General features: G+C 67.2%; 18 protein-coding genes and 5 pseudogenes. 13 read left to right on the top strand and 10 right to left on the bottom strand.

Annotated elements, in window-relative coordinates; translation table 11 throughout:
- The first annotated feature begins 308 nt into the window (after window positions 1–308).
- A complete protein-coding gene (locus tag AB0H62_RS16655; RefSeq protein WP_255638123.1) occupies window positions 309–827 on the top strand; it encodes a glyoxalase in 519 nt (172 codons plus the stop codon).
- 322 nt (window positions 828–1149) lie between these two features.
- Here the strand turns inward: AB0H62_RS16655 and AB0H62_RS16650 are convergent, their stop codons facing one another.
- Both AB0H62_RS16650 and AB0H62_RS16645 read right to left on the bottom strand, forming a co-directional pair.
- Entirely contained in the window at window positions 1150–1368 is a 219-nt protein-coding gene (locus tag AB0H62_RS16650) for a hypothetical protein (RefSeq protein ID WP_220241596.1), read from the bottom strand.
- A 1047-nt stretch (window positions 1369–2415) separates the two neighbouring features.
- A complete protein-coding gene (locus AB0H62_RS16645; RefSeq protein WP_255638122.1) occupies window positions 2416–3759 on the bottom strand; it encodes a recombinase family protein in 1344 nt (447 codons plus the stop codon).
- 306 nt (window positions 3760–4065) lie between these two features.
- On the opposite strand from AB0H62_RS16645, the gene AB0H62_RS16640 reads away from it, so the two are divergent.
- Both AB0H62_RS16640 and AB0H62_RS16635 read left to right on the top strand, forming a co-directional pair.
- Entirely contained in the window at window positions 4066–4371 is a 306-nt protein-coding gene (locus AB0H62_RS16640) for a hypothetical protein (protein WP_220241595.1), read from the top strand.
- Between the two features lie 118 nt (window positions 4372–4489).
- Window positions 4490–4687: a hypothetical protein gene (locus AB0H62_RS16635; RefSeq protein WP_220241594.1), complete on the top strand. Its 198-nt coding sequence runs from the start codon at window positions 4490–4492 to the stop codon at window positions 4685–4687.
- Between the two features lie 367 nt (window positions 4688–5054).
- On the opposite strand, the gene AB0H62_RS16630 is transcribed toward AB0H62_RS16635, so the two are convergent.
- Window positions 5055–5513, bottom strand: a complete 459-nt coding sequence (locus AB0H62_RS16630; protein WP_220241593.1) for a hypothetical protein — start codon at window positions 5511–5513, stop codon at window positions 5055–5057.
- A gap of 167 nt (window positions 5514–5680) precedes the next feature.
- Between AB0H62_RS16630 and AB0H62_RS16625 the strand changes: the two genes are divergently transcribed.
- The 5 genes and pseudogenes from AB0H62_RS16625 to AB0H62_RS16605 all read left to right on the top strand — a co-directional run bounded on the left by AB0H62_RS16625 (window position 5681) and on the right by AB0H62_RS16605 (window position 7788).
- Complete coding sequence (locus AB0H62_RS16625; RefSeq protein ID WP_255638121.1) at window positions 5681–5806, top strand: hypothetical protein; 126 nt, start codon at window positions 5681–5683, stop codon at window positions 5804–5806.
- Window positions 5807–5856: 50 nt separating this feature from the next.
- Window positions 5857–6147: pseudogene (locus tag AB0H62_RS16620) on the top strand (transposase); the annotation flags it as partial.
- Window positions 6128–6268, top strand: coding sequence for a hypothetical protein (locus AB0H62_RS16615; protein WP_255638886.1), 141 nt, complete (start codon window positions 6128–6130; stop codon window positions 6266–6268). The pseudogene AB0H62_RS16620 and the gene AB0H62_RS16615, both read left to right, overlap by 20 nt.
- Before the next feature lie 257 nt (window positions 6269–6525).
- Window positions 6526–6963, top strand: coding sequence for a pyridoxamine 5'-phosphate oxidase family protein (locus AB0H62_RS16610; RefSeq protein ID WP_220241591.1), 438 nt, complete (start codon window positions 6526–6528; stop codon window positions 6961–6963).
- Window positions 6964–7134: 171 nt separating this feature from the next.
- Window positions 7135–7788 (top strand): hypothetical protein, encoded by a 654-nt coding sequence (locus AB0H62_RS16605; RefSeq protein WP_220241590.1) that lies wholly within the window; start codon window positions 7135–7137, stop codon window positions 7786–7788.
- 3 nt (window positions 7789–7791) lie between these two features.
- Here the strand turns inward: AB0H62_RS16605 and AB0H62_RS16600 are convergent, their stop codons facing one another.
- Window positions 7792–8379, bottom strand: coding sequence for a hypothetical protein (locus tag AB0H62_RS16600; protein WP_220241589.1), 588 nt, complete (start codon window positions 8377–8379; stop codon window positions 7792–7794).
- A 148-nt stretch (window positions 8380–8527) separates the two neighbouring features.
- Here AB0H62_RS16600 and AB0H62_RS16595 point away from each other — a divergent pair, with 148 nt between their 5' ends.
- Entirely contained in the window at window positions 8528–12133 is a 3606-nt protein-coding gene (locus AB0H62_RS16595) for a hydantoinase B/oxoprolinase family protein (RefSeq protein WP_220241588.1), read from the top strand.
- A 119-nt stretch (window positions 12134–12252) separates the two neighbouring features.
- Here AB0H62_RS16595 and AB0H62_RS16590 read toward each other — a convergent pair.
- Together AB0H62_RS16590 and AB0H62_RS16585 are read right to left on the bottom strand one after the other, a co-directional pair.
- Window positions 12253–12720, bottom strand: a pseudogene (locus AB0H62_RS16590) (IS5 family transposase); the annotation flags it as partial.
- A gap of 13 nt (window positions 12721–12733) precedes the next feature.
- A pseudogene (locus AB0H62_RS16585) lies at window positions 12734–12913 on the bottom strand (transposase); the annotation flags it as partial.
- A 278-nt stretch (window positions 12914–13191) separates the two neighbouring features.
- Between AB0H62_RS16585 and AB0H62_RS16580 the strand changes: the two are divergent.
- Window positions 13192–13302 (top strand): annotated as a pseudogene (locus tag AB0H62_RS16580) (WS/DGAT domain-containing protein); the annotation flags it as partial.
- Here AB0H62_RS16580 and AB0H62_RS16575 read toward each other — a convergent pair.
- The 4 genes and pseudogenes from AB0H62_RS16575 to AB0H62_RS16560 all read right to left on the bottom strand — a co-directional run bounded on the left by AB0H62_RS16575 (window position 13287) and on the right by AB0H62_RS16560 (window position 16062).
- A complete protein-coding gene (locus AB0H62_RS16575) occupies window positions 13287–14729 on the bottom strand; it encodes a wax ester/triacylglycerol synthase family O-acyltransferase (protein ID WP_220241587.1) in 1443 nt (480 codons plus the stop codon). The pseudogene AB0H62_RS16580 and the gene AB0H62_RS16575 sit on opposite strands and share 16 nt — an antisense overlap.
- Window positions 14730–14757: 28 nt before the next feature.
- Window positions 14758–15122 (bottom strand): annotated as a pseudogene (locus AB0H62_RS16570) (NAD(P)H nitroreductase); the annotation flags it as partial.
- Between the two features lie 108 nt (window positions 15123–15230).
- Window positions 15231–15716: an SPFH domain-containing protein gene (locus tag AB0H62_RS16565; protein ID WP_255638120.1), complete on the bottom strand. Its 486-nt coding sequence runs from the start codon at window positions 15714–15716 to the stop codon at window positions 15231–15233.
- Window positions 15616–16062: an SPFH domain-containing protein gene (locus AB0H62_RS16560; RefSeq protein WP_255638119.1), complete on the bottom strand. Its 447-nt coding sequence runs from the start codon at window positions 16060–16062 to the stop codon at window positions 15616–15618. Before AB0H62_RS16560 ends, AB0H62_RS16565 begins: the two co-directional genes overlap by 101 nt.
- Before the next feature lie 747 nt (window positions 16063–16809).
- On the opposite strand from AB0H62_RS16560, the gene AB0H62_RS16555 reads away from it, so the two are divergent.
- From AB0H62_RS16555 to AB0H62_RS16545, 3 genes are all read left to right on the top strand, one after another.
- Window positions 16810–17289, top strand: a complete 480-nt coding sequence (locus AB0H62_RS16555) for a universal stress protein (protein WP_220241586.1) — start codon at window positions 16810–16812, stop codon at window positions 17287–17289.
- Window positions 17290–17358: 69 nt separating this feature from the next.
- Window positions 17359–17577 (top strand): universal stress protein, encoded by a 219-nt coding sequence (locus tag AB0H62_RS16550; RefSeq protein ID WP_220241585.1) that lies wholly within the window; start codon window positions 17359–17361, stop codon window positions 17575–17577.
- A 116-nt stretch (window positions 17578–17693) separates the two neighbouring features.
- Window positions 17694–17972 carry a transposase gene (locus tag AB0H62_RS16545; protein ID WP_360587082.1) on the top strand — a complete coding sequence of 93 codons (279 nt, stop codon included), beginning with the start codon at window positions 17694–17696 and terminating at the stop codon, window positions 17970–17972.
- Window positions 17973–18065: the final 93 nt, after the last annotated feature.

Here is an 18065-nt window from a genome sequence, read left to right as displayed (position 1 = left end):
TGATCTCCCAGCGAAAGCTTAAACCTCAGGATTGGACTGTATAGTCCCGTTCAGGGTTTCGAGTACGGACTGACGTCCACCCGGTCGCTCTGGCGCAGGCGATGGCTCAGCTTGGAGCAGTTCAGCTGAGAGATGGCCGGGCCCGCATGTGTCGGCGGCGGCGTGGTTCGCGGCTACGGTGGGCGCTTGTCTCGCCGGGGAGGATGGATAGCTGTTGAGGACGTGCGGCGTGTCGATGTGAGGGGTGAGGTGCTGGTGCTTCCCGTCGCCGACGTGGAGCGCGCGAAGGAGTTCTACGGGCGTCTCGGGTGGCGGCTGGACGTGACCCGCCGGGGGTTCTGCAGTTCACGCCGCCCGGATCGGCGTGTTCGGTGCAGTTCGGGGCGGCGCTGACCGAGGCCGAGCCCGGCTCCGCCAAGGGGTACCTGATCGTCGCGGACATCGTGGCGGCGCGGGACGCGCTGGTAGCCGCCGGGGTCGAGGTGGAGGAGATCTTCCACGAGGGGCCCGGTGGACGCGAGGCGGGCCTCGATCCGGACCGCGGGACGTACCGGTCACGCGCGACGTTCGCCGATCCGGACGGCAAGCAGTGGCTGCTGCGGGAGATCACGAGCCGCCTGCCGGGGCGGGTGGACCCGGCAGAGGCGAGGTTCTCGTCGGCCGGCGACCTCGCCGCGGCTCTGCGCCGTGCGGAGGCCGCGCACGGTGAGCACGGGAAGCGCACCGGCGAGCGTGACATCAACTGGCGCGACTGGTACGCCGAGTACATGGTCGCCGAACGAACCGGCACGGGACTGCCGACCTGGGACCGACGCGGAGGCGATTAGAGCCGAGCAGGGACTCGCGGGCCAGGCCGTGGTCCTCATCAGGAAGGCCTGAAATCCCAGCACGATTACGTAGTGATCGCGAACAACGCAACGATCACCGGGAACAGCGTCGATCAGGTCGTGCAGCAGTAGCTGCAAAACCCTGTGGGGAGAGAAGACATCAGTGATGTTGTCGAACGGGTCGTAGCTGCCCAGCCGGCCCGGCACCGGCGAGGCGTTCTCCCGCGCGATCTCGCGAGACCGATCGGTCGAGGACCTGCGGCATGAGTGACCCATCGGGCACGAGAACACCACGCGCCTGGTCGTGTGCGGACTGTACGGCTCAGGCAAAACGACGTTGGCCGAGGCCTTGCGCATCAGCTACGGCCGCGGCCTGGCCCTCGTGCGGCGGGACGTGCTTCGCCGGCAGGTGCTGCGTGAGCAGGCACCCGCGTTTATCGGAGATGCCCGTGCGCGGGATCGCGGCCGAATGCGGCAACGACCTGGCGACGTGGGCCATGCACATGGTCACCGGCGAGGACGCGTCGTTGTTCGTCGCCACGACCGCGGGGTTCGTGCGTCGCGCGTTCCCCACCCAATGGCGTGCCGAGTTGCTTGAGGCGCGCTCAGTAACAATGCCTCGTTAGGCTTGATCGGTAAGACCATCAAGCTCTAGCGCCGCAGTGTTCCTGCGAGTTAGTTTCGCTGCTACATACCGAACCCAGCTCAAGACGACGGACGGATCGCATCATGCCCCTGGTTGTCAAACAGATGGCCGATGTCTACCCGAGTTCCCGGCCGGTCTACCACGACGCACTGATCGAGTGCGTTGAAGAATGCCTCGCCTGTTTCCAGGCCTGCGCCGCGTGTGCCGATGCTTGCATGGCGGAACCTGACATCGTCTCGTTGATCAAGTGCATGCGCACAGATCTCGATTGTTCTGACGTGTGTGCCGCGACAGCAACCGTCCTATCGCGTCGCACAGCTGTTGACCTGACCGTCACCCGGGCAGCCGTGGAGGCCTGCCTTGCCGCTTGTATTGCATGCGCCGAGGAGTGCGAGCTGCACGCTGCGCACCATGAACATTGCCGCATCTGCGCTGAGGCGTGCCGGCGGTGTGAGGAGGCGTGCCGGCGGCTCTTGGCAGCGCTCCCCGGTTCCGGATAGGTCGCACCGCGGAGGGGCTGCGCGGATCGCGCTGGCTGGCGAGCGCAACGACGACCCGTTGATAACTCTGAAGGACCTGGGCCAGGCCGTCGCGGCGATCGCCGCGACCGCCCACGAGTTCGTGACCAGCCGGGTCGGCGGTGACGAGCTCAGCGAGGAGGAGCGTCATGGTTCTGACCTCACCGAAGTGCCTGGCCGGCCATATTCGCCCCATCACCGTGGAGGCGTGATGGGTGCCTCGTCCACGCAGCTCGCAGCCGACCACGCAGTGAGAGTTGCAGGCTGGAGGGGCGTTCGCAAGACGCGCGTCGCGTCAGTTACTCTGACGGCATGATCTCCCAGAAGCTGGGAGATCTCCCATACGTGGGGGTTCGAGTCTCGGACACAGTATTACCCCACGGATCGCGAAACGCGATCCTGGTGGTTCTGGCTGGCGTGTGGCTCAGATCGAGTTGATCGTTTCGAGTCGCCAACCGGTGCTGTCGCAGATGACGAACGTTGCCGATGTGCGTAGCGCTGTCGCGATGCGGTTGCGTCGTGTTCGGTCGGATCCAGGTCCGGTGTGGCCGCCGTGGGTCGTCGGGTCTTCGAGTTGGATGCTGATCTGATCGATGAGATGGTCTTCTCGGATGTACAAGGTCTTCGGCCGAGCCTGGTTTGGGCCTCGGGTGCTGGTGTGGCCGTGGCGGCAGCGGTAGGTGGGGCGTCCGTGGTTCCAGTGGGAGTCCAGACGTCGGTTGCAGGTGCCGCAGTGGATGAGGCCGGCGAGGGCGAACTGGTGGGTCCGGCCGTCGTTGGATGGTCGCGCCGCCCGGATCTGCTGAGCAGCGACGAAGTCGTGCTCGGTGACGAGGGCTGGGTGGGCGAGCTTGATCGACAGCGCGGGTGTTGAGCTGGGATCGGTGGACCCTGTGGCGCGGCGGTTCCAGGTTTGGCGTCCGGTGTAGCGGGGGTTGGCGAGGATGGCGGCGACGGTGCGCAGTGTCCAGGTGCCGCGGGTCCGGTGGCGGTTGCGTTGTGGGTCGGCGCTGGAGGGGCAGGGGATGCCGCGTTCGTTGAGTGATCGGGCGATGCTGGCGACAGTGTGCCTGGCGAGACGTTGCTGGAACATCCGTGTCACGTGGGGTGCGGTGCGTGAGTCGGGGGCGAGGCGTTGGAGTCGTCGGCCCCAGCGAGCCTCGGCGGGATTGGGGTGCGGTCCGGCGTCGACGAGTTGGTAGCCGTAGGGGGGTCGTCCGCCGAGGTAGCGGCCTTGCTGGGTCGCTTGGTTGTGCATCGCGGCCAGGACCCGGTGTCGGGCGCGGAGTACTTCGCGTTGCGACTGGGTCGCTAGCAGGGAAAGCAGTGCTCGGTGGTCGCGGTTGCCGAGGTCTACTGGACCTTCTGTTTCCGGTAGCCAGAGCTGGATGCCGTACCGGGTGCACCAGGCGTAGATCGTGGCGAACTGGCTTCCGGTGAAGGCGCGTTCGTATTCACCGACCACGATCGCATCGATCGCCGGCTCGGGGTTGGTAATCTCTGCCATCAGCTGGGCAGCTTGGGGTCGCTGCGGCCACGGGGTGCGGCGGGAGGTGCCGGCGTCGAAGTAGTCGGCGACGATCTGGCCGTGGCTGGTGACGAGGTCGTCGGCGGTGTCGCGTTGCCAGCCTTGCGAGGACACGCGGTCTTGGTGGCGCAGGGTTGAGGTGCGGCCGTAGAAGGCGAACCGCAGCCCGCCGTCGCGGTGGGGTGGGGGAGAGGGCTGGGTAGGTCTGCTGGTGGTCATCCACTGCGCGAGCGCGTCCACCGTCGCTGTTGAGGATGGCGCTGGCCCGGGGAGTGGTCGGGGAGGGGGCACGATGAACCGATGCACCGGTTCCGGGTTCATGACGGTGAGCCTGGCTACGTTCGCCCGAACAGCGCAGCCGAGGCACCGGCGACGAGGGCGTATAACGCCGTAGTCATCGCCGTGTATGAGTCTTTGAACTCGGCGCCTTCCGCCTCGTCAGGTCACAGGGATTCGACCAGGCTTCCGACCGGGAGACGGCAGCGCGTTGCTGGCGGTCGGTGCAGTTGGTGGCGGTCGGCTCGACGTTGGAGCTGTCCGGCGTCGTTGGTTGATTGCTGCGAGGCTGTCCGCAACCAGAGCCTCGATGCCGAGATCATCGACCGCCTCATCGCCGATCTTGATGCGGCTAAGGCGTACTCCGAGAGCGGCAACATCACGGTCGACTTCTCTGCGGAGCAGTACGAGACCCTGGTCCAGGTTGTCATCGACTACACGCGGCAGCTGGCCCAGGCGAACTCGATCGATCTGGATGAGTCGCCTGAGTCGACCCCGACTTCGGCGGACGCTCCCGTCGTGGACCTGCGTCGCTCCCTTGAGGTCCAGCGGAGGATCTTCAACGACGCAGCCTGATCGACTCAGCCCTTCGGCGTCCCGCTGCAACGCCCACTGAAATCTTGGGGTGCCGGGCTGAAGTCTTCGGCGGCACCCGACACCTGGCCCCCACCGCGATCGAAGAGGGGGCACAGCAGTGAAGCACTACCAGGTCACCGTCATCCGCGAGGGCAAATGGTGGCGCAAATGGTGGATGGTGCACATCCCCGAGATCGACGGGCTAACTCAGGCCCGCTGTCTCAAGGACGCACCTCGCATGGCCCGCGAATCCATCGCTGCCGCCCTCGACCTCAACCCCGACGACATCACTGTCGACGTCCACGTCAAGTCGTAAATCAGCTGGTAGGTCACGACTCGGGGTGCTCGGCGGCCTCGCGCAACGACGTGGTGCGCTTGCCAATTTCCGCGAACGAGGGACTAGTTGGGGGGCGGGGACACGGATTCAATCCAGTCCCCGGCCCCGATGCGGGGGACCTTCTCACACCCACCCCCCAAGGCCGCGAGTCCCTCACGATCTCCGTCCGGCGCCGCATCATAGCCAGAGTCACCGACAACTTTGGCCGGCGACGGCAGCGCGCTTGCCGATCTCCGCGAACTACTGCCGCAGCTCGCCGACGCGGATCAGCGCGCGCCGGCCATGGAAATGCCAGAGCACACCCAAGATGGGGCATTGAGTTCGACTGGCTGTCGGCTCGGCGGGGTCAGATCTCGTCTTGGTAGATGTCGATCGAGGTCGGCTTGAGCTGGTTCAGGACGGACCACTCCGGTCGGAGTGAGATGGCCCCCGCCCAGTCGTCCACGGCGGTGTCGTCCTCGCTGAACCACCATTCGGTGTGTCGGCCGAGTGCGACGAGCGAGGGGTCTAGCGCGAATCGGATGTCGAGATGGACCTGGACGTACTGCTCTTCGCGAAGGGCAAGCTGACGCGTCGGGTCCAGGTGAAAGGCCGGCTCACCGGTGAAGTCGTAGACACCGAACTGGTAAAGCAGGCCGTCGGCATCTGGCTCGTCAGGGAGGTCGAAACGAAGGGCTGCGAAGTCCAGGAACGCCGCCCAGGCCTGCTGCGCGCTCAGGTCGCTGACGGACCATCGCCGTGCGTCGATCTTGGCGAGCAACGCCTCGGCGGCGCTGTCGATGGGCAGAGTGTGCTCGGCTGTCACAGGAGCATTGTGGCGTCTAGTCACTCGGGTGGGGCGGAAATTCGTGACGACAAGGCCGACCGACCGCGCAGTCACAGCGGCATACCTCTCGCGGTCTGGTCGCGGGGTTTCGGCCTCGATCAGGACTCCCCAGCTGCGCACGATGGGTCTTCTACCGGCGTCGCACTGTGCGCCGCCGGGCCTGTTGCCGCGACGTCCGCGGCGTCGTCATCCCCGCGTCCGGTCACAACATGGCGTGGGAGAACCCCGACGCCCTGGCCCAGGCCTACCTCGACTTCTTCGCCACCGGCTAAGAGCGTGTCTCAGTAGGGGTTTGGCTGGTCTTGGTGGATGATCTTGGGTTGTGGATGATCTGTCTCGGCGGCTGGTGCCGGATGAGTTGTGGGCGCTGGCGGAGCCCCTGATTCCGGAGCATGGGGTTCGTCCGCAGGGCGGTGGGCCGGCGCGGGTGGATGACCGGGAGGTTTTCACGGCGATCGTGTTCGTGTTGACCAGGGGGTGCGCCTGGCGGTATCTGCCGCCGTCGTTCGGTGTCACGGTGCCGCCCGCGCATCGCGTCGTTCGTCTGACGCTGGCCCGCGGATCAGCGGTGGGCGCGCATCGCCGCTTGGGCGATGGAAGTCGATCCCTCCTGGTACATGGTTGCCAAGGACGATCAAGCTATCTCGCCCGATCCCGAGCGGTTCAAGGCCTGCCGGGCACACGCACACACCGTCGAAGTGGCCTGCCCGCATCTGATCAAGCCGACCGCGTGAGTTCCGTCGCCCTGAAGTTCAGGCGCTGAGATCACCCGCGGGTTCCAGCGATGCGCTCGCGTGTCGCCGGCCGCCGCCACCAGCGGACCCTACCTGTGCGAGGTCGATGAGCGAGGTGCACGGCTGGATACCGCAGCAGCGGGCCCGATGCTGGCCGACTGTCCCGAGAGTCAGGGACTTCTTGCCCTGACCCCGCTGCCTGCAGCCGCGCACACTCGACGGTGAACTCACTTTTCCGCCGACTACCGGGATCAACGATGACCGAGTTGCGCCCTTTGACCACGCGGGAATGCATCGACCTGCTGTCGACCCAGCCTGTGGGCAGGCTGGTGTTTACCGAGAACGCGTTGCCTGCCATCCGGCCGGTCAACTTCTCCGTGCACGAGGGAAACATCATCGTCCGGAGCAGCCGCACCGGGTCGGTTGCCAAGCTCCGCGACGAAGTGGTCGCGTTCGAGGTCGACAGCATCGACCTCGCCACCCGCACCGGATGGAGTGTTGTCGTGCTTGGCAAGGCGAATCCGATCACCGAAATCGACGAACTGGTGGCGCTGGCCGAGCCCCGCCACCGGCCATGGCCCGGTGGAGAACGTTCACACTTCGTGCGGATCCCGATAGAAGTCATCAACGGGCGAATGTTCCACGTGTCGGACGCTGGCACCACTCAGCCCTGCGGACTGGGAAGCCAGGAATAGATTCTCTCGTCCGTGCCGGGAACCCTCAGTCCGGCTGGTGAGGAGTTCGTCCCCCCGCTCATCGTTGATGCTTGGCGCATGGTCGGCGGGTTCTGTCCGTGTCCTTGGTGACCTCGCCGGGGCGGAGTAGCGTCGTCCATCGTGGCTCACCGCGATGGCGGGAGGTTGCTCGTGAACCAGGAAACGTTGGCCTGGGAGGTGGACCGGGCGAGCACGGAGCTGGTTGAGCTGGTCGGTTTGGCGAGCGACGCGATGAGTCGCGCGACCGAGGCCGTGTTTGCTCCGGATGCTTCCCTGGGCGACAGCTTGAACACCGCTTACCGGGCGGTCGATGCGCTGCGGCGTGAGGTTGACAGCCATGTGACTGACACCTTGGCCGTCCGTCGCTGCTCGGCGGAGCCGAAGCTGTTGCCCGCGACCATTGCGGCCGTGCACATCAACGCCGAGGCCGAGGAGATGGGGCAGCTGGCGAGGGAGGTCGCCGACATCGCCCGGACCCGGCGTTCCTGGTCATCCATCCCCGAGGCGCTGCGGGAGGTGCTGCGCGAGGTGAGCGGGATCTGCCTCGATATGACTGTCAAGGCAGCCGATGTTGTGGAGTCGCGTGGGGCTGTCGGGATCGCGGAGCTAGCCGGGTTCGACGCGTCAGCGGACCGTGCGCAGCGGTTGCTGTACCGGCGCCTGCTGTCTCGAGGTGGTTCGATCGACGCGGATGCGGCGGTCGATCTCACCCTGGTGGCGCGCTGCTACGAACGCTTCGCCTGGCATGCCATGGCGGTCGCTCGCCGCGCAGCGCTGCTCGATGTGGACACAGCGACGACGTGAGTTTCACGGCAGCCCGGCGATCGCGGTCTCGGCGAGGATCCGCCGCCACACCGCGCTGTTGAGGACGTGCCGGTCATGGGTCACCACGATCGTGGCCTGGAGGGGGTCGCTCAGGTCGATGGTGAGTGCCCCGTCGCGGACCAGGTGCTCGAGCAGGTCCGCGAGGATCGTGGCGTAGTCCTCCGATCCGGCGTGTGCCGGAGGTACGCTGACGAAGGTCGGGGGAAGCAGGTCCAGCGCGATCGCGGTGAGTCCCTGATCGGCCCAATCGCGGATCCGGAGCGGGATGCGCAGCGGCTGCATGAGACAGAGCAGTGCCTGTCCACGGCGGAACCGATGCCCGAACGGGTTGACCGGGAGCCTCACGCCGGCGAGCACGGTGGCGGTGTCGAACAGGTCCTGACGCGGTACCAGGTGCGCGCCCATCGCGGTGTAGCTGTCGTCCGGGATTCCGGTCCGTCGCCCGGCGCCGCTCTCGATCAGCACGTCCAAGCCAAGCCCTCGGATTCGTTTCACGGCCGCGGGCACGAGGGCGACGCGCCGTTCGCCAGGGGTGTCCTCGGTGTAGACACCGATCGTCTGGGCTGTCACTTCGGATCACCTCGCTTGCCGGTCGCTGTTGACAACCCGAAAAGCGTGAGTCACCGGCTGTTCGGTGCGGAACGCGCGGGCGTGTCCGCCACCGCTGACGATTGTAGGCTCGGTGGGAGGGGCCTGGTGACCGGTGAAGGGAGCCGGTGTGGCGAATGCGGAGTGGCAGTTCTGGGTCGACCGGGGCGGTACGTTCACCGACATCGTGGCGCGGCGGCCGGACGGGCAGCTGCTGACGCACAAGTTGCTGTCCATGAACCCGGCGCGCTACCGCGACGCGGCGGTGGCTGGGATCAAGGTGCTGCTGGGGGTGAGCGGGGATGCGCCGGTGCCGGTCGAGCGGGTCGAGACGGTGCGGATGGGCACTACGGTGGCGACGAACGCACTGCTGGAACGCAAGGGCGAGCGCACGCTGCTGGTGATCACGCGGGGATTCGCCGACGCGCTGCGCATCGCGTACCAGAACCGTCCCAGGATCTTCGACCGGCACATCGTGCTGCCGGAGATGCTGTACGAGCGTGTCGTCGAGGTCGACGAACGGATCGCCGCCGACGGCACGGTGCTGCGCGCGCCCGATCTCGACCAGCTGGGCCACGGGCTGCGGCAGGCGTACGCCGACGGGATTCACGCCGTCGCGGTGGTGTGCCTGCACAGCCACTTGTACCCGGCCCACGAGCAGGAGATCGGCAGCCTGGCCGAGCAGATCGGCTTTCCCCAGATCTCGCTGTCGTCCGAGGTCAGTCCGCTGATGAAGCTGGTGCCTCGCGGAGACACCGCGGTGGTGGACGCCTACTTGTCCCCGGTGTTGCGTCGCTACGTCGACCAGGTGGCCGCTCAGATGCGCGGCGTCCGGTTGATGTTCATGCAGTCCAACGGGGGACTGGCCGAGGCCGGGCATTTCCGTGGCAAGGACGCCATCCTGTCCGGCCCGGCTGGGGGCATCGTCGGCATGGTGCGGATGTCGGCGCTGGCGGGATTCGACCATGTGATCGGCTTCGACATGGGTGGTACCTCGACCGACGTGTCGCACTACGCCGGCGAGTACGAGCGGGTGTTCACCACTCAGGTCGCCGGGGTCCGGCTGCGCGCCCCGATGCTGGACATCCACACCGTGGCCGCCGGGGGCGGGTCGATCCTGCACTTCGACGGGAGCCGCTATCGCGTCGGCCCGGACTCGGCCGGCGCGGACCCCGGCCCGGCCTCCTATCGCGGCGGCGGACCGTTGACCATCACCGACGCCAACGTCATGCTCGGCCGGGTACAGTCCGCACACTTCCCGGCTGTGTTCGGCCCCGACGGGGACCAGCCGTTGGACAGTGACGTTGTGCGGCGCCGCTTCACCGAACTGGCCGGCGAGGTACGGGCACAGACCGGTGATGAGCGCTCACCGGAAGAGGTCGCCGAGGGGTTCCTGCGGATCGCGGTGGCGAACATGTCGAATGCGGTCAAGAAGATCTCCGTCCAAAAGGGACACGACGTGACCCGGTACGTACTGACCACTTTCGGTGGTGCGGGCGGGCAGCACGCCTGCGCGGTGGCGGACGCACTCGGTATCCGCACGGTGCTCGTGCCGCCGATGGCCGGCGTGCTCTCCGCGCTCGGGATCGGGCTGGCCGACACCACCGCGATGCGGGAACAGTCCGTCGAGATCAGGCTCGACGCCGCGGCGCTGCCGAAGCTGGCGCAGGTCGCCGACACCCTCGAGGAGGCCGCGCGTTTCGAGCTGCTCGACGAGGGCATCCCGACTGAGCGGATCCGAGCGGTCCGTCGAGTGCAGGTGCGCTACGACGGCACTGACACCGCGGTGCCAGTAGAACTGGCCGAACTCGACACCATGATCACCGAGTTCGAGACAAGCCACCGAGCGACGTATTCGTTTCTGATGGACCGTCCGCTGATCGCCGAAGCGATCTCCGTCGAGGCCACGGGACTGACCGAACAACCGGATCTGTCCCAGCTGGGCGAGCAGACTCCCGACGCCGCCGATCTGGGCGACACCGCGTCCCTCTGCACCCAGGGAGCCTGGCGCGAGGTGCCGTTGCGGCAGCGGGAGCGGATGTGCCCCGGCGATATTCTGACCGGGCCGGCGATCATTGCCGAGGCCAACGCCACCACCGTGGTCGACGACGGCTGGCGGGCGACGATGACGAGGTCCGGGCACCTGGTCGCCGAGCGGGTGGCGGCGCCGGATGAGACGGACGCGGCGACTGCGTCGGATCCGGTGCTGTTGGAGATCTTCAACAACCTGTTCATGTCGATCGCCGAACAGATGGGCACCCGGCTGGAAGCCACGGCCCAGTCGGTGAACATCCGCGAGCGGCTGGACTTCTCGTGTGCGTTGTTCGACGCGGACGGCAACCTCGTCGCCAATGCGCCGCACATCCCCGTCCATCTGGGCTCGATGGGGACCAGCGTCAAGGAGGTGGTCAGCCGACGCGCCGGCGAGATGAAACCCGGTGACGTGTACGCGGTCAACGATCCCTACCACGGCGGCACGCACCTGCCGGACATCACCGTCATCACCCCCGTCTTCGACGCCGTGGGCAAGCACATTCTGTTCTTCGTCGCCTCTCGCGGGCACCATGCCGAAATCGGCGGTATCACGCCTGGCTCCATGCCGGCCCACAGCCGCGAGGTCGACGAAGAAGGGGTGCTGTTCGACAACTGGCTGCTCGCCGAAAGCGGCCGGTTCCGCGAGAGTGAAACGCTGCGCCTCCTGACCGACCTGCCTTACCCGTCTCGCAGTCCGGAGACGAACCTCGCCGATCTACGTGCCCAGATCGCCGCCAACCAGAAAGGTGTCGACGAGGTCGGCAAGATGATCGACCATTTCGGACTCGAAGTCGTCCAGGCGTACATGCGGCACGTTCAGGACAACGCCGAGGACGCTGTCCGCCGTGTGATCGACACGCTCGGCGACGGTGAATACCGGTACCGTATGGACTCCGGCGCGATCATCGCCGTGCGGGTCACAGTGGACCGCGCGAGTCGCAGTGCGACCATCGACTTCACCGGTACCTCGCCCCAGCTGGACACGAATTTCAACGCACCGTCCTCGGTCGCCAACGCCGCGGTGCTGTACGTGTTCCGGACCCTCGTCGCCGACGAGATCCCGCTCAACGACGGCTGCCTGCGCCCATTGCGGATCATCATCCCGGAGGGCTCGATGCTCGCGCCCACCTATCCCGCGGCCGTCGTCGCCGGCAACGTCGAAACCTCTCAGGCGATCACCGGTGCGTTGTTCGCCGCTCTGCGGGTGCAGGCCGAAGGCTCGGGGACGATGAACAACGTCACCTTCGGCAACGAACGTCACCAGTACTACGAAACCCTCGCGTCCGGCTCCGGTGCAGGCGAGGGATTCGACGGTGCGTCCGCGGTGCAGACGCACATGACGAATTCCCGGCTCACCGACCCCGAGGTACTTGAATGGCGCTTCCCCGTCCTGTTGCGGGAATTCGCCATCCGCCGCGGCAGCGGCGGCCGCGGAAGATGGCACGGAGGCGACGGCGCCACTCGCCGCCTCGAGTTCACCGAACCCGTGACCGTGAGCACCTTGTCCAGCCACCGCAAGGTCCCGCCCTACGGCATGGCGGGCGGCTCGCCCGGAGCGCTCGGTCGCAACCACGTGCGGCACGCCGACGGCACCGTCACCGACCTCGCGGGAGCCGATTCGGCCCAGGTCCGCCCTGGTGACGTATTGATCGTCGAAACCCCGGGCGGTGGTGGCTACGGCGCGCCGCAACCACCACAGTAGTCCACAGCGGATCATCAGTGGCCGCGATCCAGCTCCGATTTGGCTCAGTTCCTGACTCATTGTCCGAGACTGGACGAACCGACACCGTAGATCCAACAAACAGCGGTTTAGAGCGTGTCTCATTTGGTGAGTTTCTTGTAGCAGGTGAGGGTGGCAGCGAGGGTGAGGAAGGCGCAGAAGTGGTTGGCGTAGCGGTCATAGCGGATGGCGAGTCGGTGGTAGCCGAAGAGCCAGGCGATGGATCATTCGATGACCCAGCGGTGTTTGCCGAGTTTCTTGCTGGTCTCGATGCCTTTGCGGGCGATGCGCACGGCGATGCCGCGGTCTCGGACCCAGTCCCGCAGGTCGGCCTGGTCGTAGGCCTTGTCGGCGGGCAGCTTGCCGGGTTTGCGGCGGCGGGGTCCGCGCCGGGACCTGATCGACGGGATGGCCATGACCAGGGGTTTGAGGGCGTAGGAGTCGTTGGTGTTGGCGGCGGACACCGCGACCGCCAGGGGCAGACCGGCCCGGTCGGACAGAACATGGATCTTCGATCCGGACTTGCCGCGGTCGACCGGGTTCGGGCCGGTCATGGGTCCCCTTTTTTCGGGCTCTGTTGATCTATGTGTGGGTGCGGTCGGGTAGTTCGGGGCGGTAGCCGCCGAGGGCGAGGAGCGCGAGGGAGATCAGGGCGTGGGGGTGTTTGAACCCGAACGCCAGACGTGTCAGCAGCCGGATCTTGGTGTTGGTCGACTCGATCAGTGCGTTGGACAGGCGATGATCGAGGGTCGCGTGGATCGCCGGCAGTCCCGATTCGACGCCGAACTCCCCGAACGGCTCGGCAACCACTTTTCCCTGGTGTTCGCGCGGTTGCCGCTGGGCGGCCGGACGTTCGGGGAACGGCTCGCCGAGACTCACTGGCGCGTCGCGCGGATCTGTGAATCCTACGAACCGGTGGTGAACTACGGGCTCTAATACGTCGTCGCCCGTACCCCGGGACCGGTGTCGGAGGGGCTGAGCGCATTCCTGTCCGCCAAGGCGGTGGGCGTGCTCGCCAACGTGCCCGGCCCCGCGGGTCGATGGCGACGGCAGGGGCACCCGTCGAGGGGATCGTGGGCTGGGCGCCGTGCGGCGACCGCCACGCGATCACGGTGTGCGAGTTCAGCTACGCCGGTCAGGTCCGCTTCGGCTTCGGCATGGACCGGCGCGGGCTGCCGGATCCGCGGGATCTCGTGGCGGCCCTCGATGCCGAGACCGCGGCGGTCTTGAGCGCATCCAGCTCTGCCACGACCGCGTCGGCGAGGAACCGCGGATCCGGCACGGTCGCGCGGTCGACCGTGACGCCGAAGAAAACGCAGCCCCGGTAGGTCAGCATCGCGACCCCGGTGCGCAGGCGCAGGGCGATCGGCACGTACGGGTAGAGCTCGAGCACTTCGCGGCTGGTGACGGTGAGTTCACCGGGCGGAGCGGGCACGTTCGTGGTCACCGTGACGATGTTGTGCTGGGGAAGCCGGGCGGCGCCGCGAATCGCCCACGCCGATGCGGCGAACGGGCCCAGCGCTGCCGATGTGGTCACGAACTCGCCCGCGATGGCCTCGCGGCTGTCCTTCAGCGCGGCGACCCTGCGGTGCACCCGGATCAGGCGCTGGACGGGATCGGCCAGGTCGACGGGCAGCAGCGGCAGCAGCAGCGACACCCGGTTGTCCACCTCGGACTCGTGCCCGGCTCGTACCGCGACGGGCACGAGGCTGCGGACGCTGTCGGCGGCGGGTTCCTCACCGCTGCGGACGAGCAGCTCCCGCAAGGCGCCGCTGACCGCGGCGAGCAGGACGTCGTTGACGGTGACCTCGAACGCCTTCGCGGTGGTGACCACGTCGTCCAGCGCGGCGCGTGTGAACGCGTAACCGCGCCGCCGGCCGAGCGGCCCGCTCAGCGAAGTGGGGGCGACGGGCATGAGTGCCGTGCTGAGCGCGGCGAACCCCCGGGCGACGTCGGTAGCGCGGCGGGCGAGCGCGCGGGGGTGCAGCGCGCTGCGGGCCAGATGGCCCAGCCCGCTGAACGGGCTGGTCACAAGGTCGCCGAGCGCGAACGCGAGCAGCCGCAGCGAACCGGGGTCCGGCGCGGGTTCGGCGTCCTCGGCGGATGGGGGCGCCGAGCCGAATAGCACCCGCTGCAAGCCGATGCCGGCGACACCGTCGGCGAGGCTGTGGTGGACCTTGGACAGCACGGCCCACCGGCCACCGGTGAGCCCTTCGATCACCCAGAACCGCCACAGCGGACCGTCGCGGTCGAACCGTTCGTCCATGAGCAGTGCAACGAGCTCGCCCAGGGCGGCCTCGTCATGGGGTGCCGGCACGGCCAACCGGCCGATGTGGTCCTCAGGGCGGAAGGCTTCGTCGTCGACCCACACCGGAGGCCCGAGGTCGAACGGCACACGGCGGATCTTCTGGTGGCACCGCGGGACGCCGGGCAGCCGGGAGGTGATCGCCGCGGCGAACTCGTCCTGCGCCGGGGCGGGGCCGGCCAGGATCGCCAGCGACGCGATCGCGAGAGTCGCGTGCGGGTCCTCGTCCTCGATCTCCAGGAACGCCGCGTCGAGGGGACTGAGCCGCTCCATGGCGACCTCCTCGGTGATCTTCGGCCGTGTCGAGGGGCGTCACGACGTCTTCCAAGTCACGGCGCGGGATGGCTGGCAGCGAGTCTGCGTTGGCGGGTGCCCAGCCGAGGCGCAGGACCATCTGCGGGAAGGGTGTAGGACGAGACTTTCGCCTTGACGGTGTCCCGGACGGTGGGCAGCTCGAGCGGTTCGGTCATCGGGCACGCGGCGAGCCCGAAGCAGGTCGCAGTGAGCGGGGCCGCGCTGGTCGCTTCCCCTGCGCAGGCGGGACATCTGGTCTACGGACGCGGTACTCAGCACGAGGAGCACGGTCTCATCGTCCTCGCTGGCGGCGCCGGGCGGTTCGGCCAATTCGGGTTCGGCGAAGGGCCGAGCCGGGACCGTCCCCGGCGTGCCGTTGTCCTCGTCGATGAAGATGTCCAGCCGCCAGTGCTTCTCCTGCATCACAGGCCTCCTTCCGGATCAGGTGCTCGGATACTTGGCGAGGATCTCGCGCAGCGTTCAGGCAACCACCGAGGCGGCGGCCTTGCCGTTCGGCTCCGCCACCTGCGGGGCCGGCGGAGTCGAGGCAGCCGCCTCGCGGGTCAGGAACGAACCGAGCTCGCCGATGGTGCTCATCAGCGGCGCCGGGAACACGACGGTGCTGTTGTGGTCGACGGCGATCTCGACCAGGCTCTGGAGGTTCCGCAGCTGGAGGGAAAGCGGGTGCGCCATCATGGTGTCCGACGCCTCGCCGAGCTTCGCCGCGGCCGGCGCTTCACCTTCCGCGTTGATGATCTTCGCGCGCTTTTCCCGCACGGCTTCGGCCTGTTTCGCCAAGGCGCGCTTCATCGTCTCCGGCACCTGGATGTCCTTCAACTCCACGAGCGTCACGTCGACTCCCCTTTCAGTCGTGGTGGTGTCGAGGATCAGGCGGATGTCGGAGTTCACCGCATCCGTCTCGGCCAGCGTTTCGTCGAGCGTGTGCTCCCCGATGACCTTCCGCAACGTTGGTCTGCGCGATCTGGTCGATCGCGGCGTAGACGTTTTCGATCGCGACGACCGACTTCACTGCGTCCACTAGCCGGAAGTATGCGACGGCCGAAACGTCGACGCTGACGTTGTCCCGCGTGATGATGCCCTGCGACTGGATCGGCATGGTGACGATGCGCAGAGAGATCCCGCGCAGGAGGTCGATCACCGGTATGACGAACCGCAACCCGGGCTCGCGGACACCGATCACCCGGCCCAGCCGGAACTGAACACCTTTCTCGAACTGCTTGACGATCCTGATCGACATACCCAACAGGAACAGGACCACACCAGCGATACCAACGATCACCCAGGGATTCATCGTCGGTTCCTTCCTTGGAAGCGCGGTTCGCCCGTCCAGCAGACCGGTTCCGCCTGGCACCAGGGAACGGCCGCTCGGCCCTGGCCACGAGGACCAAAGGCACTCGCGGTGGCCGCCAGGGCGCCACTGGGGGACGGATTCCGCTAGGCGAGTCAGGCCAACTGCCTGCAACGTCGTACACAGCCCTCCGCGACGACCTCGGTCAACCACCCGCATCGCAAACGAAACAAGCCGAATCGCCGTCGGCGCACGATCCATCCATCGCGCGATCGACCTAGGGTTCACTCGTCGCGCATCGAGAGGCTCAAGCGAGCAAGACGCCGCTGTCATCGGCGATGTGGCTGCCAATCAGGCAGAAGGCCAGCTCAAGAACAAGAAAGCGGGCCGTTCGACCGATGTGTTCGGGGTGGCCAATCCGCTGCATCGGGAAGTTCCGGAGCAAACGTTTCAACCTGCGCACTCATGCCGTCGACGGCTACCAGCCAACGGCGACACCACAAGTCGAGCCCAACGGCCTGCCAGTGACGATCGACGTCGGGTCACTACGGGCCGATCAGCTGTAGTGAGGTCAGGGCCGTCGTCATCGATCTCGTCGTCCAAGAGAGTGCCGGAATCCTCGCTGCCACCGCAGCGAAGCACTGCCACCGCGTCGTGTTCTCCCGGAACCGATTCCTCCTGGTACGCGACCGGCTCACCGTCGAGAGCGCCGAAACACTGCGCGATAGCACCGGCGCAGAGGAGGCTCCGATGGACCGCGTGATCGCCAGATACGACGGCTCACCACACTCGGCGACAGCGCTGGCGTGGGCAGCCGAACAAGCCCGCCTGCGCCACGCGGAAATCCACGCACTCACCGTCGTCGACCGCCATACTCGACGCGACCGCAGTGAGGACCTTCGCGCGCAGATGCTGCCTGCCATCGAACGGGCCAGCCACGGCCTTGCGGTCAAGCACCACATCGAACACGGCGATGCCGCGGCCCACCTCGTCCAAGCCTGCGCCACCACCGACCTGCTGGTTGTCGGCTCCCGAGCACACGGCCCGGTGACTCGACGGCTGCTCGGCTCGGTCAGCCGGGCCTGTGTGCACACTGCCGCGTGCCCGGTCGTGGCCGTGCGCACGGAACCAGAGGAAACCCACGGCGTGATTCTCGTCGGCGTCGACGGATCCACGGCCGCCCGCCACGCCCCCACCTGCGCGGCGCCACTCTGCTCGCGATACACATAGTCCACACCGTCTGCTGGAACCACTTCGGCGCTGAGTGGGCCACCCCCACTGTCCCGACCTCCTGGACAGTTGCTGGCCAAGGAATTCGACGAGACCGGTGTGACCGCAGAGCCGGAAGTGATCCACGGCCACCCTGCCGACGTTCTCGTCCGTCGCAGCGATCACACCGATTTGCTGGTTCTGGGGTCACGCGGACACAGCCCGCTGGCCAACCTGCTACTAGGGTTCACCGCAGACCACTGTGCCCGCCACGCCCTCTGCCCGACCATGCTCGGCCGTGCTTCGTAGCCTGGCCCCGGCCATGTCCTCATCGATTTCCGGTGGAGCGGAATTGACCGTAAGACGCGAGGACGGCTCGATACCCGACCACCGTCAGGTTGTGGGACAAAGCCTGGGCCGAGTTCGTGCCGCTCCTGGCGTTCGACCCCGAGATCCGGCGGGTGATGTGCACGACCAACGCGATCGAGAGTGTTAAGGCCCGAATCCTCCGCGCCGTGAAGGCCCGCGGACACTTCCCGAGGCGAGCAGGCCGCGCTCAAATGCGTCTACTGGCGATCATGAGCTTGGACCCGACCGGCGCCGGCCGCAAACCGACCATGCGCTGGAAACCCGCTCCGAACGCCTTGGCCGCCTGGCCGCCGGACGCAAGTAGCTCCTCAACCCGACTTACACTGCTCGTTTGACAGACCCGCTGCCGTGGCAGGCTGCGCACGCTGGACACTCGCGGGGCGAGCTCCGCTCGCGAAAGCGGTCGTGGCCCGTGCAGGTTCGGCGCA

Origin of the sequence: Amycolatopsis sp. NPDC050768, from assembly GCF_040654155.1 — a bacterium.
Classification (GTDB): domain Bacteria; phylum Actinomycetota; class Actinomycetes; order Mycobacteriales; family Pseudonocardiaceae; genus Amycolatopsis.
Note: the sequence above shows the minus strand (reverse complement) of the source record. Positions and strands in the feature narration are given on the sequence as shown.

What these genes read in the sequence shown, in the direction of transcription:
- AB0H62_RS16555 (WP_220241586.1), top strand. Translation starts at nt 16,810, where the DNA reads ATGGACCGCGTGATCGCCAGATACGACGGCTCACCACACTCGGCGACA.
- AB0H62_RS16610 (WP_220241591.1), top strand. Translation starts at nt 6,526, where the DNA reads ATGACCGAGTTGCGCCCTTTGACCACGCGGGAATGCATCGACCTGCTG.
- AB0H62_RS16560 (WP_255638119.1), bottom strand. Translation starts at nt 16,062, where the DNA reads ATGAATCCCTGGGTGATCGTTGGTATCGCTGGTGTGGTCCTGTTCCTG.
- AB0H62_RS16575 (WP_220241587.1), bottom strand. Translation starts at nt 14,729, where the DNA reads ATGGAGCGGCTCAGTCCCCTCGACGCGGCGTTCCTGGAGATCGAGGAC.
- AB0H62_RS16615 (WP_255638886.1), top strand. Translation starts at nt 6,128, where the DNA reads ATGGAAGTCGATCCCTCCTGGTACATGGTTGCCAAGGACGATCAAGCT.